The sequence below is a fragment of the Bordetella sp. N genome (genome assembly GCF_001433395.1).
In the GTDB taxonomy this organism is placed as follows: domain Bacteria; phylum Pseudomonadota; class Gammaproteobacteria; order Burkholderiales; family Burkholderiaceae_B; genus Bordetella_C.
The window spans coordinates 3675432-3691727 of the sequence record NZ_CP013111.1 but is presented as its reverse complement, the minus strand read 5'-3'; the positions used below and the strand labels follow the sequence as shown (position 1 = coordinate 3691727).

The window sequence follows — 16296 nt, the reverse complement described above, 5'->3', positions numbered from 1 at the left end:
TGAATGCACCAGAGTACACGTATTGGCGCGAGCGAAGCGCCAATAGGCTTTGTCGGCTTGGGCGCCATGGGTGGACCTATGGTTCGCCACTTGTGCGCCACAGGGCTCCGTTTATGGGTGTATGACCTCAATCCCGCCGCGCTGGAGGCGGCGCGCCAGGCGGGGGCATCGGTCGCGGCGAGTCCTGCCGACGTCGCCAATCGGGCGCGATTGATTTTCGTCTGTCTGCCTAGCCTGCAGGCGGCGCGCGTGGTGCTGCTGGGGCCAGAGGGCATCCAGGCAGGCAGCGAGTGCCGGATCCTGTTTGACTTGTCCACGACTGGACCGGACTTCGCGCGGGAGATGCAGGCTAGCCTCGCCGACCATAAGATCGACTATCTCGACTCCCCGATCACGGGCAATGTCACCAGCGCGGGTAATGGACGTCTGGGACTTATGTGTGCTGGGAGCAAGGATGCGTATGAATATGCCCTGCCCGTGCTGGAGACTATCGCAGGATCGATGGTGCTCTATCTCGGGCAGGAGCCTGGCCGCGCGCAGACCCTCAAATTGCTTAACAACCTGGTGTCGGCCAGCGGGATGGCGCTCACAAGCGAAGCATTCGTCATCGGCGCCAAGATGGGGCTGCGGGCAAAAGCCTTGTTGCACGCGATCAATACGGGGGAGGCCAGCACCAACGCCAGCCGCAACAAGTTTCCGTCCTCGGTTCTGAATCGTCAGTTCGATTACGGCGCCCGCATGGCCATTACCGCCAAGGACATATCGCTGGCGACGGGCGAGGCAGAGAAGCTCGCCGTGCCGTTATGGGTGGCACGCCAGGTCCAACAACTATGGCGATTTGCGGCTTCCCAGGGAGGCGCGGAGCGCGATGGCAGTTCCCTGATCACCTATCTTGAGCCATGGGCCGGGGTGGAGGTACGGGGAGATGACGCGCCGGACGTGCTTGATATGCCTGCGCGTGAAGCTTGCGAAAGCTATGACGTGCTATGCGGGCCCGGAATGAAGGTACGCTTGCAGCCATTGTTTGAGGAAAGAGGCATCACGGCGAGCACGCTTCGCCTTCATGAAATTGCCGACGCAGGCGCCTTCGCATCGTTGCTCCCCACCCTGGGGAAGGCATCCGTCATCGTCAACACCGCGTGGTGGACAGCGTCAGACGTGGAGCATTTGCAGCGCATCGCGGTCCAGGCGGGCCACCGCTACGTTGAAGCGCCATTGCCGTCACGCGCAAAGGACATCGGTGTTGCTCCGCTGTTTGTCGGCGGCGACGTCCCTGGCATCGCTGCGGCGGTCCGCCTTTTGGAGGTTCTCGGCGCTCCGCTGTACTTGTCAGAGCGTGTGGCGGATATTCAGCGTATGCGGCATATCGAGGAAGCGCTTTCGGCAGCGTTGTTTGCGGTGGCATGCGAGTCCTACGTGACCGCCGCCAAAGCTGGACTGCCTGCTCGGACGGTGCCGCGCATATTGGGTATAGAAACCGGCCGCACCGCGGCGAGCGCGCAAATCTTTCCCGAAGAAGTATTGACGCGCCGCTTTCAGCACGGCCGCACGTTGGGTGACGCAAGCCGCGCGCTGGACATGATGGGAAACGAGGCGGAAGCGTTGGGCATCAGCGCGTGGGCGCTCTCGGCAGCGCGCCTGCTTTACCGCATCGCAGTCGCGGAATTGGGGGCTGACGCCGATATGACGGCGTTGGCGAAATTGTACGAAACCTGGGCCGGCGTCGAAGTGCGCGACGGTGCTGACGAGGAGATAAAGGCATGAAAGAACCTGAATTCGTCGGGAATACACCGCGCGATCTGCAAACGCTGAAGTCTTGGTGCGCACGTCGGAACGAGGCGGCACTCGATCCAGAGCTTCCGATTATCGATTCGCATCACCATTTCTACGATGATGAGCGCGGCCGATTTCTCCTTGCTGAAATGCAAGAGGAGGTAGGGCAAGGACACAACATCGTCGCCACCGTGTATTTGCAGCATAAGGCCGGCTACCGACAGGACGGGCCGGTAGCTATGCGGCCGGTGGGTGAGGTTGCCTTTGCTGCAGAAATTGCAAGGCAAAGCCGCGAAGGTGCCACTCGGTTTTGTGCCGGCATTGTCGGCCACGCGGACTTGACCCTGGGCGAAGGCGTCAGGGATGTGCTTGAGGCAATGGGCGAGGCAGGGGAAGGACGTTTCAAAGGAGTGCGGCATGGGGCCACCTGGGACGACGGCCGCGCCGCCTATGGGCGTACCTTCGCTCCTCGGCATTTGTTGCTGACGCCCGAATTCCGGCGGGGTTTCGCTCAGCTCGCGCCGATGGGGTTGTCCTTCGACGCCTGGATCTATCATCCCCAACTGCCAGATCTGATGGATCTGCTGACATCGTTTCCCGAAACGCCGGTGGTGTTGAATCACTGCGGGGGAGTATTGGGCGTTCCTCCCTACACTGACCGGGCAGCCGTGCATGCCTCATGGTCAGCAGCCATTCGTAAGCTGGCAGGGTTCCCCAATCTCTCCGTAAAGCTCGGCGGACTGGGTATGCTCTATGGCGGGGCGCAATGGCACCTGGCCGAAGACCCGCCTGATTCTTCGGCGCTGGCTACTGCCTGGCGCCCCTATATCGAGACGTGTATCGAAGCCTTCGGCCCCGATCGTGCGATGTTCGAGAGCAATTTCCCCGTCGACAAGCAGAGCTGCGGTTATGGTGTACTGTGGAACGCGTTCAAGCGTGTCACGGTCGGCTATTCCCCGAGCGAACGGGCGGATTTGTTTCATGGCACCGCGAGCCGCTTCTACCGATTGGGATAATGGAGTGGCCCCCGCGCCATCCGCAGGGGCCATTGCGCTGGCGTGACTACGCGGACAGCGCGGATCGAGGTGCCGGCCTGCGCTCGTACTGGCGCGGCGACGAATAGAAATGCAACATCGTCGAGATATCATCGCCAAGCTTGCCGGACAGCAGTCGTTGGGCCAGCAGGGATTTACCGATTGCGCCAAGAAATAGAGGGGTTTTGAGCGTGGTGGCAAGCGCACACGCTTCGGCCATCCTGGCCAGTAGGTGTTCCAGTGTGGGCAACTGCAAGGGAGCCCCGCTAGCCAGTGCCGGCAAGACGGCCCGCGATGCCGCGCTTCTTCCTGAACTATTGTTGACGACCTTGTCAATATCGTCCAGCGTCAATCCGTAGGCCAGCCCGATGCTCGCGCATTCGTAGGTCGCCAGATGGCCCATTACCGTAAGCAGGGCTTCGATCTTGTCCAGGACGCGGGCTTCCTCTTCCGCGCCGATGGGCGTCGCGGTCGTGGCGCTCCTTTCGCCGTCAGTGCTTTTCATACTGACGCCCGACAGCTGCCCCATCAGGGGAATCGTATCCTCAAGTTCGGACTGTGGGCCCAGCGTATTGATGCCCACGCGGAGTAAACCGCTCACTGTACTGATGAACGGCGTGGGAACCTGCGTTCTTTCTCCCATCTCGGCCGCCTGGTCGATATCCTTCAGCATCAGAGCGAGCGAGAATTTGGTGGCCGATTTCCCCTGGAGCAGTGCCGGCAACGCCAGCTCTGTCGTTCGGTTGGCCGCCGGGCCATCTCGTAGAAACTCCTCGATGCGCACGAGCGGGACGCCGGCTTTCAGACCGAGCGCAACGGCCTCCAGGGTGGCAAGCCGCAGTACGCCATACATGGCGTTATTGATCATCTTCATTGCCTGGGCATCGCCCACGCGACTTCCACAGCGAATGATCTTCTGCGTAATCAGGTTCAGCGTGGGTTCAGCCCGGCGCACGACCTCTTCTTCGCCAGAAACCATCAGCGTCGCCAGTCCCTCGTGGACGAGTCCAGGACTCCCCGAAACGGCGGCGTCGATCATGCTCACGCCGGCACCGGCCAGTTCAGCAGCAATCCCGGCGGTTTCAGGCGGAAAACCGCTGGTCTGATCGACCACGATCTTTCCTGGGGAGAGACCGGAGGCAAGTCCTTGGTCGGAGAACAAGAGCTGTCTGACATCGGCGCTTCGGGGCAGACATAACATCACGAGGTCGGACTGGGCGCCCACGTCCGCGGCTGACGCCCCGATCGTGACGCCGAGCTCACTGAATTTTTCCCGCGCGGCGGGGTAAAGGTCCCACACGCATAGCTTGCCCGAAGGGACAAGCCGTTTCGCAAGTTCGCTTCCTAGCGCGCCTAGTCCAATGTATCCAAGATTCACAACGACAACCTCCTGCGGTTTTTCCGTGCAATTCGGGCATCGAGCCGGATCCTTCGATGCAGGCACGGAAGCTTTCCGGCTTGCGATTCCGGCAGGTGTCAAAGCGCGGAAGCGCGGTTCAGTGCGGAGGCGCGCGCATTGCCCAACGGAGCGCGTCGGGCTCTACCCATAATGATGGCGGTCAGGCTAAGCACTGCGATGACTATCGTGTAGCCATAGAAATACCAGAGCTGGCCGCTTTGCGCGGCAATCAGCAGCGTGGCGATAACGGGCAGGGGACCAGCGAAGATGGCGCCCGAGAGCTGGTAACCAAGCGATAAACCTGTATACCGTACCGTTGCGGGAAACATCTCGGCAAACAAGGCCGCTTGCGAAGCATGACAGGCCGCATGACCAAGGCCAAATGTCACGGCGTAGCAAACCAGCAACCAGCCATAGGAATTCGACATGAGCGCCAGGAAAAATGGATAGGCCATCACCCCCATCACCAGCAAGCCCCAGACATAGACCATGCGCCTGGGCACCCGGTCCGTCAACGCGCCGAAGAGGGGAATCGCGCACATCTCGGCGAATGCACCGACGCAGACTGCTGCGAGCATATGCGATTGGCTGATGCCCAGCTTCGTGACTGCGTACGAAACGATCGCGACCGAAAATGCATAAAAGAAGGTGTTCGGCGCGGCCTGGGCAAACATGATCGAGATAACTTCCCGCGCATGCTCACGCAGCACCGTGAGAATCGGAAGCCGCTCGATGGTCCCTTTTTCCTTGGCCTCGACGAAGTCAGGCGATTCGTTGACTTTGCTGCGGATGATCGCGCCGACGCCCAGCATCAGGGCACTAAGTACGAACGGTACCCGCCACCCCCATTGCATCATCGTGTCATGGTTGATGTTCAGCAACAAAAGGAAAGTCGCATTGCCAAGTAGCAGGCCGAAGAACGCCCCGCACTGCGGCAGGCTTCCATAAAGCCCGCGTTTGGAGCGCTCCGCATGTTCGACCACCGTCACGATCGCGCCCCCGTATTCAGCGCCGACTGAAAGTCCCTGAACGACGCGAAGCAGAACCAGAAGAATCGCGCCCAGGGCGCCAGCGCTTTCATAGGTGGGCAGAAAGCCAATGAGGGTGGTGGAGATCCCCATGATGATGAAGCTCCACAAGAGCGTGGTCTTTCTGCCGAACTTGTCGCCCAGGTGCCCTGCGATCACGCCTCCCAAAGGGCGGACCAGCCACGCGGTGGCGAAGGTCATGAATCCCAGGATCGTTCCCGTAGTGGGATCGAAGCTGGGAAAGAAAAGTTTGTTGAGGAACAGCGCTGAAAGGACGCCGAAGATGAAGAAGTCGTACCACTCTATGGTCGCACCGAGGAAGGTGGATGCGACCACGATGCGTCGTTGACGCTTTTGGGTGTCTGGAATGAGTGCGCTCACTGTTGTCTCCCTTTTGATTGTGGATTACTTGACTATTTTTTTTGGGTTGCAGCCGACTGTAGACCTCGAAATACGTGAAGTCAAGAAAATAGAATCAGTTCCAATCAGTGAAACCAGATGCTTTTTGCCGGAGAAATTAGGCAGAATGGCTCATCGATAGTCGAATGCGAGTTCTGACTATCGGAACGCTACGTGGCACTCGGAACTCGAAAGGGATAGCCGGGATGACCAGTGCGCGGCAGGCGCGCCATCGTTAGCCATAACAACCTGGAGATGAGGGCTATGAAGTCATACGAGAAGTTCTTTGTCGGCGGCCAGTGGATCGACCCATTCGGGTCTGGATTCTTCCAATTGGTCAATCCGGCGACGGAGGAAACGTTTGCCCGCGTGAGATTGGGCAATGCCGAAGACGTTGATCGCGCCGTGCGTGCGGCGCGACTAGCCTTGCCGGGCTTCAGCGCGACTTCAAAGGACCAGCGGATCGCCATGCTTGAGCGTATCGTGGCGGCGTTCATCGAGCGGCAGGATGACTTGATGGCGGCGATCACGGAAGAGATCGGCGCGCCTGCTAGTCTGAAGGGACAAACCGGTTCGGCGCTCCAGGCACTCCAGCAGGCGATCAAGACCTTGAAGGATTACGACTTTGAGTCGAACCTGGAAGGGAATGTCGTTTTGCGAGAGCCCATCGGGGTATGCGGCATCATCACTGCCTGGAACTGGCCGCTGCAGTTGCTTTGCACGAAAATTGGATCTGCCTTCGCGGCAGGATGCACGCTCGTGGTCAAGCCCAGCGAATACACGCCCATCGACACATTGATTCTGGCCGAAGTGCTGGAGGCGGCTGATGTCCCCCCGGGCGTTTTCAACGTGGTCATTGGTGACGGGCCAACCGTGGGTGACGCGCTTGCGCGGCACCCGGGTGTTGACATGATTTCGTTCACGGGGTCGACCCGTGCGGGTATCCAGGTCGCCCAGGCGGCGGCAGTTACCGTCAAACGCGTCTGTCAGGAGCTGGGTGGAAAGTCCGCCAACATCATTCTGCAGGATGCGGATTTGCGTGCGGCTGCACGCTACAACGTGACGCGCGGTTGTTCCAATAGCGGGCAATCCTGCCACTCCCCGACGCGGATGCTGGTCCATGAGAGTCAAGCGGCCGAGTTTGAGAGGTATCTGGTCGAGGAGGCGGCGGCGATCAAGGTCGGAGACCCGTTGCAAGCGAATACGACGATGGGGCCGGTCATCAACCGGGCGCAGTTCGAGCGCGTACAGGGTTATATCGAAACCGGAATCGCTGAGGGGGCCCGCGTGCTCGTCGGAGGACCCGGCAGGCCTGAAGGGATTCAGCGTGGCTACTACATTCAGCCGACCATATTTGCGGACGTCAAACCCGGGATGAGGATAGAGCAGGAAGAGATATTCGGGCCTGTCATGGCGCTGCTGACCTACCGTACCGTGGACGAGGCGGTTGAGATCGCGAATGGCACCAGCTACGGTCTGGGCGGCTACATCTTCGCGAAGGACAGGAGCAGTGCGCGGTTAGTGGCGGAGCGAATGAAGGCGGGCCGGATCTTTCTCAACGGTGCACCTTCCAACAACGTTGCGCCCATGGGGGGCTACAAGCAGTCGGGCAATGGCCGGGAAATGGGGGTCTTCGGCCTGGAGGAGTATCTTGAGGTCAAGGCCCTGCTGGGATTTGAAGACGATTGATAGGGTGCGGAAGGCGGGTTGGGGGAGTCTGGGTGCTCCCTCCCGCCCGTTTGGTATCGAACAAATCGCCGGCGCAATAGTTCAATCACAAACCGAACAGCCGTCCGATCTCGTCAATATTGGCGGTTTCGCCCAGTTCAGCCGTGGCGCGGGCAACGCCAGCACGTACCTGATTGGCCACCCCCATCGGAGCGCCAAGATCAGTGCCCAGTGCGCAGATTAGTTGCTGGTCCTTGGCCAATAGCGCGAGCGTGATGGTAGCCGTCGGCTTGCCTGTCTGCGCGGCCGCGGAGAGCCGGGACAGCGCCTGAGTATCGCCCAGGCCGCTGGCGACGGCATCGCAGACCGCTCGCATGCCGAGTCCGCGCCGCGATGCCCACGACAACCCTTCATAGGCAATGAATCGGTTGCTGATGGCCAGCGCGTTCTTCACCAGCTTGGCGGTGTGTCCATTGCCAGCATCGCCGAAATCAATCACTTGGCTTCCCATCGCCTGGATCAGGCTCCGGAAAGTGCGAGTCGCGTGTGCGTCGCCGCCAGATAAGCTCAGGAAGTTGCCACCCTCGACCCCTGCTGGGCCCCCAGCGATGGGCGCATCGACGAGTGCAACGCCGCGTTCGCGCAACAGCCTGGCGAGCTCGCGGGTGTCTGCGGGTGAGCCGGTCGTCTGGTCGATGATCATCGTGCCTGGTTTGAGCCCCGCGTACAAGCCATCGTCGCCGAAGATAACGGCACGAACCTCCTTCACGCCCGGCACGCACAAGAGGATGATGTCGCATCGCCGGGCCATGTCGGTCAGAGAGTGCGCCTGGCGCGCGCCTTGAGCTACGAGTAAAGCGACGCTTTCCGGGCGCGTGTCGTGCACATAAACCTCGCTCGCGACTCCAAGCGCGCGGCAGGCCAGTGCGCTCCCCATCACGCCCAGGCCGACATAGCCCAATACGAAATTTTGATCCCTGGCGTTGTCAGCTGGGGTGCTGGATGCGTCGTTGCTGGCTTGCATAGTGGCGCCGGCGAACCGGGCGAAGACTTGTGCCAAGTCTCCGACTCGATTCGAAGCAGGCTCCATGTTCAACGCTGCGGCGAGCGTAGATTTGGCATACGCCATGATGGGCAATGAGAGACGCGCGGCCGTGGCGCTGGTCAGCACGCGTTCAGTGCCTGCCAGCATGCCGCGGATATCCAGCTTGCTGGTTCCTTCGTTCCGGATCAATTTCGGAAGCTCAACGGCGGATACGTGGCTGCGACCCGTGCTCTGATTGATGAGGTCCGCGATTCGCGGCAACGGCAGGTTCGCCTTCAGCGCGACGGCCAGTATTTCGAAATTGGCTACAAGTACGGCCGTGCTGATCGCCTCGGCTAGATCGGCCAGCGATGCCGAATCGCCATCGTCCTTCAGCATGAGTTCGTTGCCTGGCGCCTCGTGCGCATGATGATGACTATTCGGCATGATGCGCGCTACTCTTTGGGTATGTTGAGCGTCTTTATCAACGTGTCCGTATCCGTGATCTCTTTGCTCAAAAATTCCTTGAATGCCGGTGGTGTGAGGAAATAGGGCTCGGAGCCATCCGCCTGCAGGCGAGCGCTCAATTTTGGGTCGCTCAGTGCTTTTTGCAGAGCACTGGAGAGGACCTTCACTGCCTGATCCGGAGTTCCCGCTGGCGCGAATACGCCAAGCCAGTAGTAATACTGGAAGCCGGGTAATCCCTGCGACGCCACCGTCGGCACACCGGGTAATGCCTTGATAGGCGTTTCCGCCGTCACCCCCAGACCTTTCAGACGCCCACCGTTGAGGTTCGCGGCGCTGCTGCTGTAAGCATCGATCATGAAACTTACGCGTCCGGCGATGACGTCCGGCATCGCCGCGCCATTACCTTTGTACGGGACGTGCAGCATTTTCACGCCGGCCTGGCGCAGCAGCATCTCGGCAGCAATGTGGGTGGTCGTGCCGACGCCGGCCGAGCCATAACTGATCTGGTTGGGATTTGCCTTTGCCGCGGCCAGCAAATCGGTCATCGATTTGTAGGGCGACGACGCGCCGGTGATGGCCAGGGCAGGTGAGCGAACCAGCGAGCCCACCGCCACGAAGTCCTTCATGGCGTCATAGCCTGGCTCGGCGGTCAAGGCCTGCTGGATGGCGATAGTGCCACCAGTGACCAGCAGGTTGTAGCCATCGGCAGGCTCGGATTTGATGTACCGGATTCCCACCAGACCGCCCGCACCCGTGCGATTCTCCACGATGACGGCCTGCTTTAACTCGGCCCCCATGCGCTCGGCAATGAGTCGCGTCGTCACATCACCCCAACCGCCCGCGGCCACGGGTACGACCAGGCGCACCGCGCGGGACGGGAAATCGTCCGCGGCCTTCACTGCGTTCGCGTGCAGCGCCGCGACTGCGAGGCCAGCGAATACAACTTTCGTTAACTTGCTCATTGTTTTGTCTCCTCCGTATTGTCATCAATAGTTCTTTTGCGCCTCGGATGACGCTGCACGTTGTTCGTGCGCTTCTCAGGTCCACGCTTATGCGTAGCCTTTCGCGGTCGTTGCCGCTTATTTCCGCAAACTGAGGAATAGGGAATCGATGCTTGGAAGCTTGTCCAACTCACGAACCAACGCCAGGCTGTCATCGATCTGAAGTGCGTTAAGGCCTCCATGAGGCATCAAGGCTGCATATTTCCCGGCCAGGTCGTTCCAATCGATACCGCGCACCGCCGCCCCCTTGGGATAGCGCACGGAACGTTCAAACACGCGGCCATCCCGAGCTTCGATGCGCACGATGGCACCGCTTTTGAACTCGTTTTTATTGACGACCTCGCGGTCGTCGCGTTCGATGCGATCGAAGAGCGATCGAATCCGTGGGCTCTGTATCTTTTCCGCAAAAGCGTGCTGCCAGCCGTATTCGCGGTCCGCCGCCCCAGCCGCAGCGAAATAAAACGGGCTATGGGCGATGCCAATCAGGTCTGCCGGACGCTTGGGGCCGGGAAAGGGATAGTCCGGCAAGGTGAAATAGATCTGGCGGATATCGTCTACATCCAGATTGCCGTCTTCCGCAGCCAGGGCGGCCGCCTCTGCCACTGCATGAAAAGGGGAGCCGCCGGGCACCAGCTTCACCCCGAGTTCTGTGAGAATGTTCCACTTCTTGCCCAGCTCGGCGGCTAGGGAAGATATGTCATTGCCGTTGCCGAGTGTCGCGAAAAATCCTCGCTTCATGTCGAATGCATCGGGCGCGGACGCATATCCCAGAGCAGCGGCCTGCGCACACTGAACTCCCACCATCGCCGCATTGCCGGCATGGAACTCGCGGGCCAGGCTGACGGCCGCCACGGCGTGTAGACCGCCCATTGATGTCGCGGTTAGCGACAGTGCATTTGCCGCCTGCTCTTCATTCAATTTATACAGGCGGGCGGCCGCGGCGGCCGCGGCGAATGTGGCGACGACACAGCCATGAAAGCCCTTGCGCTGAAGCCCCCCGATGACGCCAGTGTTGATGGTGCCAGCCACTTCGTAGCCAAGGACGATCGCGTGCACGATCTCGCTGCCTGACGCGTTGACTTCCTGGCCGACGGCGAGTGCTGCCGCGGTAGCCGGGGTTCCGCTGTGGACGATGTTGCGAAGATCGCTGTCGTCAGACGCCGCGGCATCGCTCATCAATGCGTTCAAGCGCGCACAGGCAACCGATGGCAAGCGCTCCCACTCGCCGAACCAGGCGCTTGCCGACGTGTTGCCGCCTCGCGATATTTCCTGGCGTCGAACTATCTTGCTGGAGTCCAGCGTTGAGCCGAGTGCTGCACTTGCCAATGTGCTGGCGAGAACCATTTTTCCGTATTCGACGACAGATTCTGGAAGAGCGGCAGCGTCGCTGTCACTGATGAATCGTCCGACCTGGCGTGCGAAAAACTCTTCTGCCATGTTCACTCCTAATGGCTATTCGTTTTGTGAATCACTTGTCTCCGTCGAGGGAACATCAGGCGTTCCCCTTCCAAGCACCTGGCCGCTCGAGAGCGCCGGGGCAAGGGTTGCTCCACGCCGAGCGGATCTTCTTGAGACGTATCAGCGCAAGCAGACTCTAAGCACGCGTTTGACGGCTGTCAATAATTATTGAAATGAATTCCGGTGAGTGAAACTTTGTTTTTTTTGACAGATAGGTGCTGCTAAGATGATCCGACGAGTTTCACAATCCAGCATGGCGCGTAAGACGCAAGCAAAAAAAGGCAAGCAGGAGACTATGGACATCGGATACATCGGGCTCGGCGCCCTGGGCGGAGAGCTCGCCAAGCGCTTTCTGCAACAGCACACGCTCCACGTCTGGGATCTTGATCCAAAGGCTTTGCAGCGATTTCATGACCTCGGTGCAAAGCCGGTGGCGCGTGCTGCCGACATCGCGACGCGCTGCGATGTCATTCTGATTTGTCTTCCTCGTTCGAGCGATGTTTACGAGATCGTCTTCGGGGAGCAGGGATTAGCCGGCGCCCTGCGGCCCGGTACGCTGATCATCGATCAAACTAGCGGCATTCCGGAGCAGACGCGTGCCATGGCCGAACACCTGGCTGGCTCAGGCGTGCTCATGATGGATGCCGCCGTCTCGGCCAGTCCGCATATCGTCGCGCAGGGGCAGGCGACTTTGATGGTGGCGGGACCCGACGATTCTTTCAAGAAAGCATTGCCCGTGTTGCAGTCCATCACCGAGACCATTTATCGATGCGGGACGCGCGTCGGTGATGGGCAAGCCATGAAAATGGTCAACAATGCCATGAACGCCGCCTGCCGGCTGGGCACACTTGAAGTCGTGGCGCTTGGACGAAAACTTGGCCTGCCATTGAGCGTATTAACACGCGTGCTCAATCAGGGCTCGGCGCACAATCAGACGACCGATAAAATGCTTCCTGCCATCGAGCAGGGCAAAGCATCGACGAACTTTTCGTTGTCTCTGATGCTAAAGGACGTCAATCAAGCGGTCGATCTGGGGATTTCCAGTCGTAGTCCGATGGCCGTTTCGGCGGTCACGCGCGGTCTTATGCTGATGGGTCTGAATAAGCTGGGCCACGCCGCAAGACTGGAGGACATGATCGGTGTTATCGAAGCGATGGCCGCTACCCGAATCGGTCCCCAAGATGAGGCGACTCCCAGCGCTTCCAGCGATGGCGACCGGTCCGTGACGCGGGTCGGTTATCTCTTCGGCCCAGGCGCAACCAGCAATGGCGCGGCGCTTCGCCAGGGGCGATCGTTCGAGCTGGGAAGACCAGGCGTCGAGGACTTCCTCTGCGCGTGCGACGCCATCCTCCTGGATCTAAGTGACGATGACGTATCGGCGCTGTTGTTCGGCGCGGACAGACTCGCTGATGCCGTGCCAAGAGGAACAATCCTGATCTATATCGGCACGGGCGATCCTGCGGTTGTACGTACTCACCAGCGGCGGCTGGCCGAGCGCGGCGTTGTCGTGGCCGATGCGCCGCTGCAAGTCGGCCTGGCCCTGACGGCCGATGCGTGTCAGCCTTTCGGCGCACCTTCCGAGCACGCCGCCACCGTCCAGTCGGTGCTTGGGACTCTCGATTCAAATACTGTGTACTGTGGCGCCAGTGGAAGTGCTCGCGAAGCCGCACTGGTGCGTGACGGTATCGCTGCCATGTGCCTGGCAATCGCGTTCGAGTGCATTACTGCGGGCTACAAGTACGGATTGTCCCTGCGTGACCTGGCGACGGTGCTGCACCGGGGTTCTGGCTGGAGCGCTGCCTCGCGCCTGCTTCTGCTCTCTCTGCTAGAGGGTCGTTCGCTAGAAGCCTACTCGCTTGCGCGGGCCATCCAGTCCTTGGCGCTCACCATGCGCCTGGCGATGCAGGCTGGTGCTCCAGTGATGGCACTCGATGCGGCGCGTGGACAATTCGACGCGGCGCTCAACCGAGCGAGCGTGGACATAGGGGGGGAGGCGCTCGTCCACCATTACGAATCCTGCGCTAACGTGTCGCTTCGTTGTGCGTCTTGACGTCAGCTGGCGCGCAGTGGCCGTAGAGCTTGGAGCGCCGTGCTTCCGGGAGGGGCGCCCAGATCTGGTGCGATGCGTGTGATAATGCTGTGTATCGATGTGGTCACGCCACCGGCCCGCTCAATTTGCTTGAGTGCTGCTTCCTGCGTTGATGTGGTGATTCCGCCGATGGCATCGACTGGCACGTGCACTTCGTATCCGGCCTCCAGAGCGCCCAGTGCCGTATGCAGCACGACGACTTCGGCGGCAAATCCTGACAGTATCAGCAGGGGGCGGCCGTTGGCGTGCAGATGATCGACAGTTGGCGTGTCCATGAAGGCACCGGCTGACGTTCGCCAGAAAGCATTGTCCTCTCGGATGTAGGGCTGTAACGCTGGTAACGCGCGGCCCCAGCGTCCGCCTTCAGGTACCAGGCTGAAGGTCATCGGGAGTGCCAGTATCTGCGCTGCCTTCGCCAATGTGCCGACCCCCAGGACAAGCTGCTCAGGCGGTGTCGTGCGGCTTCCTTTTATTAGCGCGGGCTGCAAGTCTGCAAAGAGCACCTGGGCCCGCTTCGCATCTGATTTTCTGGTGGTCGGCGCGAGCGGCGTTGGGACCACAGGATTGGTGTTGATGCCCGGCGCAGCCTCGGCGCTGCCCATGCCGGTGCCGGCAATCATTGCACCTGCCAGCGCACGCAGCACGGTTCGGCGGCTCACTCCGCGAATGTCACTGGGCTCCGTATATTGGGATAAAGCAGATTCAAATTTCATGGTTGAGTATTCCGGTCCATCCACTGAAGGATCAGGTCCGCGATTTGCAGATTGTTCTTGTCCTGCATCAACAGATGGCTGTTGCCATGGATCCCCAGATCAGGCGGGTGCAACATGCTGGCATTGCCGCCAGCTTGATTGATGCGGCCGATATATTTCTGGCAATCGTCGAAGCGGTCTTGCCATCCGGGGCCGGGAAGGCCGGTCGATGCAGATAAATTGTCGCCATATACGATCAACGTGGGCACCTTGGCCAAGGTGCGGATTTGTTCGTCGGTCCAGGAGGAGCCTCCGCAAGTGCCTGGCTCCACGATTACCATGCCCCTGATGCCAGCGGCGTCGATGAGCGCGGATTCCAACGGGAAGTGTCCGGACTGAGAATGGCTTAGCAAAATCGCGCCCCCGACCTCCTTGGCCAGATTCGACAGCGCCTTGAAGTTCGGGTTGGGCTTGGGTAGCGCTGCGCTGAGATCTGGTATTCCCTGGCGGGAAAGCTCGGCAGCCGCTTCGAGCGGAAATTTCGAGTTCGGATAGGCGACACCCGGGGTAGGCCCGAAGCGGAAGTTGACCCAGCCGGCGACGTTGTCCCCCATACGGGTGATGGGGGCCAGGCTCGATGGTTTTTCGTTGCCTGCGCCGACATTGTTGTACAGCGCCTGATTGAAACCCGAGCGTCCTCGGCCGATTTGGTCAACGACGAGGGTGGGATGCGCCTGGCGGACAAAATATTCAAACCATCCCATCCGACCGTCGACCGTCGTGTCGAAGCTTGCACCACTCAGGCCCGCGCCATGCACCATGACGACGGGAACCTTGGTATGGCCGTCTGGAACCATGTATTCCACATACATTTGGTTCACGGTGACGCGGTCGGCCGCACGCAAGCTTCCCAATTCGACAAAGCTCTGTTCGACGTTTTGTCCGCCGACAAAGAAGCTTCCTCGCGACTTCAGTACAAGCGGGCTGGCGGCACTTTGTATGGAAGAATAGGTTTGCGCTGCGGCTGGGTTGGACATGATGGCGAAAAGAAACGTTGTGGTTGCTGTGATCTGGCAAAGACGACTGAGCCAATGCAACGGCATCGGAGACTTCGGTCGCGAGGCGAGCGGGTTGGAAGTCATTGTTCAGACTTTGCCTAACGGGGCGCGGCTTCCTCCACCAACCACGTCGACGAGGCCGTTCTTGCCGTCGAGGCGGCGAGTACGTTGACCTTCGCCGAAGGCCCCATAGGGATAGCCCCCAGACTGCGGCCGACTCACTTCGTTCAACATGGCCGTCGCTTCGGTGCTCAGATGGAGGTCGCTCGCGCCGAGGTTGTGCTTGAGTTGCGCAAGTGTGCGGGCACCAAAAATGGGCGCCGTCACCGAAGGCTGATCCGCTACCCAGGCAAGGGAGACCTGGCTGGGGGTTGCACCAATTTCGTTGGATAGGCGAACGACCGCCTCGATAGTGGCCCAATTACGCTCCGACTCGGCGTACTCAGCGGAGGTCCATTGGTAAAGCGCCTTCTCTGATCCGGCGCGGCTGCCGGACGCCGGCGTGGTCGCCCGTTGATATTTTCCCGTGAGAAAGCCGCCCGCCAAGGGCGACCACGGCAGCAGGCCAATCCCATTGTGCAGTGCCGCAGGGATGATCTCCCATTCACTTTCACGTGATAGCAGGCTGTATTGCTGCTGGAGGCTGATCGGCAGGGCGACGCCTAGCTGCCTGGCCGTGGAGACGAAGAGCTGAAGCTGCCAACCCAGAAAATTGGACAGGCCGACATAATGGATCTTGCCGGCGCGGGTTGCATCATCCAGAAACCGGATGGTTTCCTCCACTGGGGTGAGCGGGTCCCAGGAGTGGAGTTGGTACAGGTCGATGTGGTCGCATCCCAGATTCTTCAGCGATTCATCCAGGAGGCGCTGCAGTCCGGGTCGTGATAGCGCGGCTGCATTCGGCCCCTGGTGTATTGAATTGCGCCCCTTGGTTGTAAGGACGATGCGATCGGTGATTTCGACGGGCCGGCTATTGAACCAGCGGCCGACGATGGCTTCGGACTGGCCGCCCATGTAGACGTTCGCGGTATCGATAAAATTGCCGCCGGCCTCTACATAGGCATCCATGATGGCAAAGGCATCAGCCTCCGAGGTCTCGCCGCCAAAGTACATCGTACCGAGCGCAAAGCGCGAGACGACGGTGCCGCTGTTTCCGAGGAGTCGATTTTCCATAATTCACATCCTTGAGTTGTTCGTTGAGGGCC

General features: G+C 60.2%; 12 protein-coding genes. 4 read left to right on the top strand and 8 right to left on the bottom strand.

All coding sequences use genetic code 11. From position 1 onward, the window contains the following. The first annotated feature begins 3 nt into the window (after positions 1-3). Positions 4-1764 carry an NAD-binding protein gene (locus ASB57_RS15770; RefSeq protein ID WP_057653080.1) on the top strand — a complete coding sequence of 587 codons (1761 nt, stop codon included), beginning with the start codon at positions 4-6 and terminating at the stop codon, positions 1762-1764. Then, positions 1761-2789, top strand: a complete 1029-nt coding sequence (locus tag ASB57_RS15765; protein ID WP_057653079.1) for an amidohydrolase — start codon at positions 1761-1763, stop codon at positions 2787-2789. Before ASB57_RS15770 ends, ASB57_RS15765 begins: the two co-directional genes overlap by 4 nt. Before the next feature lie 46 nt (positions 2790-2835). Here the strand turns inward: ASB57_RS15765 and ASB57_RS15760 are convergent, their stop codons facing one another. Both ASB57_RS15760 and ASB57_RS15755 read right to left on the bottom strand, forming a co-directional pair. Then, positions 2836-4185: an NAD(P)-binding domain-containing protein gene (locus ASB57_RS15760; RefSeq protein ID WP_231755465.1), complete on the bottom strand. Its 1350-nt coding sequence runs from the start codon at positions 4183-4185 to the stop codon at positions 2836-2838. Between the two features lie 98 nt (positions 4186-4283). Continuing rightward, entirely contained in the window at positions 4284-5615 is a 1332-nt protein-coding gene (locus ASB57_RS15755) for an MFS transporter (RefSeq protein ID WP_057653077.1), read from the bottom strand. A 282-nt stretch (positions 5616-5897) separates the two neighbouring features. Here ASB57_RS15755 and ASB57_RS15750 point away from each other — a divergent pair, with 282 nt between their 5' ends. Beyond that, positions 5898-7322 carry an aldehyde dehydrogenase family protein gene (locus ASB57_RS15750; RefSeq protein WP_057653076.1) on the top strand — a complete coding sequence of 475 codons (1425 nt, stop codon included), beginning with the start codon at positions 5898-5900 and terminating at the stop codon, positions 7320-7322. 85 nt (positions 7323-7407) lie between these two features. Here the strand turns inward: ASB57_RS15750 and ASB57_RS15745 are convergent, their stop codons facing one another. The 3 genes from ASB57_RS15745 to ASB57_RS15735 form a co-directional block, all read right to left on the bottom strand. Continuing rightward, complete coding sequence (locus tag ASB57_RS15745; RefSeq protein ID WP_057653075.1) at positions 7408-8724, bottom strand: NAD(P)-dependent oxidoreductase; 1317 nt, start codon at positions 8722-8724, stop codon at positions 7408-7410. Positions 8725-8780: 56 nt separating this feature from the next. Beyond that, complete coding sequence (locus tag ASB57_RS15740) at positions 8781-9755, bottom strand: tripartite tricarboxylate transporter substrate binding protein (protein ID WP_231755158.1); 975 nt, start codon at positions 9753-9755, stop codon at positions 8781-8783. Between the two features lie 117 nt (positions 9756-9872). Beyond that, the gene (locus ASB57_RS15735) at positions 9873-11231 is read right to left on the bottom strand and encodes an MmgE/PrpD family protein (RefSeq protein WP_082621637.1); all 1359 of its coding nucleotides are present in this window, start codon (positions 11229-11231) and stop codon (positions 9873-9875) included. 247 nt (positions 11232-11478) lie between these two features. On the opposite strand from ASB57_RS15735, the gene ASB57_RS30680 reads away from it, so the two are divergent. After that, entirely contained in the window at positions 11479-13302 is a 1824-nt protein-coding gene (locus tag ASB57_RS30680; protein WP_231755157.1) for an NAD(P)-binding domain-containing protein, read from the top strand. A 2-nt stretch (positions 13303-13304) separates the two neighbouring features. Here the strand turns inward: ASB57_RS30680 and ASB57_RS15725 are convergent, their stop codons facing one another. Genes ASB57_RS15725 through ASB57_RS15715 form a run of 3 tightly spaced genes read right to left on the bottom strand, consistent with a single transcriptional unit; the run spans position 13305 to position 16264 of the window. Further along, positions 13305-14054: an isochorismatase family protein gene (locus ASB57_RS15725; RefSeq protein ID WP_082621635.1), complete on the bottom strand. Its 750-nt coding sequence runs from the start codon at positions 14052-14054 to the stop codon at positions 13305-13307. Next, positions 14051-15175 carry a hypothetical protein gene (locus tag ASB57_RS15720; protein ID WP_156414184.1) on the bottom strand — a complete coding sequence of 375 codons (1125 nt, stop codon included), beginning with the start codon at positions 15173-15175 and terminating at the stop codon, positions 14051-14053. Before ASB57_RS15720 ends, ASB57_RS15725 begins: the two co-directional genes overlap by 4 nt. A 3-nt stretch (positions 15176-15178) precedes the next feature. Then, positions 15179-16264 (bottom strand): aldo/keto reductase, encoded by a 1086-nt coding sequence (locus ASB57_RS15715; protein WP_057653071.1) that lies wholly within the window; start codon positions 16262-16264, stop codon positions 15179-15181. Positions 16265-16296: the final 32 nt, after the last annotated feature.

What these genes read in the sequence shown, in the direction of transcription:
- ASB57_RS15770 (WP_057653080.1), top strand. Translation starts at nt 4, where the DNA reads ATGCACCAGAGTACACGTATTGGCGCGAGCGAAGCGCCAATAGGCTTT.
- ASB57_RS15765 (WP_057653079.1), top strand. Translation starts at nt 1,761, where the DNA reads ATGAAAGAACCTGAATTCGTCGGGAATACACCGCGCGATCTGCAAACG.
- ASB57_RS15750 (WP_057653076.1), top strand. Translation starts at nt 5,898, where the DNA reads ATGAAGTCATACGAGAAGTTCTTTGTCGGCGGCCAGTGGATCGACCCA.
- ASB57_RS15745 (WP_057653075.1), bottom strand. Translation starts at nt 8,724, where the DNA reads ATGCTGAAGGACGATGGCGATTCGGCATCGCTGGCCGATCTAGCCGAG.
- ASB57_RS15740 (WP_231755158.1), bottom strand. Translation starts at nt 9,755, where the DNA reads ATGAGCAAGTTAACGAAAGTTGTATTCGCTGGCCTCGCAGTCGCGGCG.
- ASB57_RS15735 (WP_082621637.1), bottom strand. Translation starts at nt 11,231, where the DNA reads ATGGCAGAAGAGTTTTTCGCACGCCAGGTCGGACGATTCATCAGTGAC.
- ASB57_RS30680 (WP_231755157.1), top strand. Translation starts at nt 11,479, where the DNA reads ATGATCCGACGAGTTTCACAATCCAGCATGGCGCGTAAGACGCAAGCA.
- ASB57_RS15725 (WP_082621635.1), bottom strand. Translation starts at nt 14,054, where the DNA reads ATGAAATTTGAATCTGCTTTATCCCAATATACGGAGCCCAGTGACATT.
- ASB57_RS15720 (WP_156414184.1), bottom strand. Translation starts at nt 15,175, where the DNA reads ATGACTTCCAACCCGCTCGCCTCGCGACCGAAGTCTCCGATGCCGTTG.
- ASB57_RS15715 (WP_057653071.1), bottom strand. Translation starts at nt 16,264, where the DNA reads ATGGAAAATCGACTCCTCGGAAACAGCGGCACCGTCGTCTCGCGCTTT.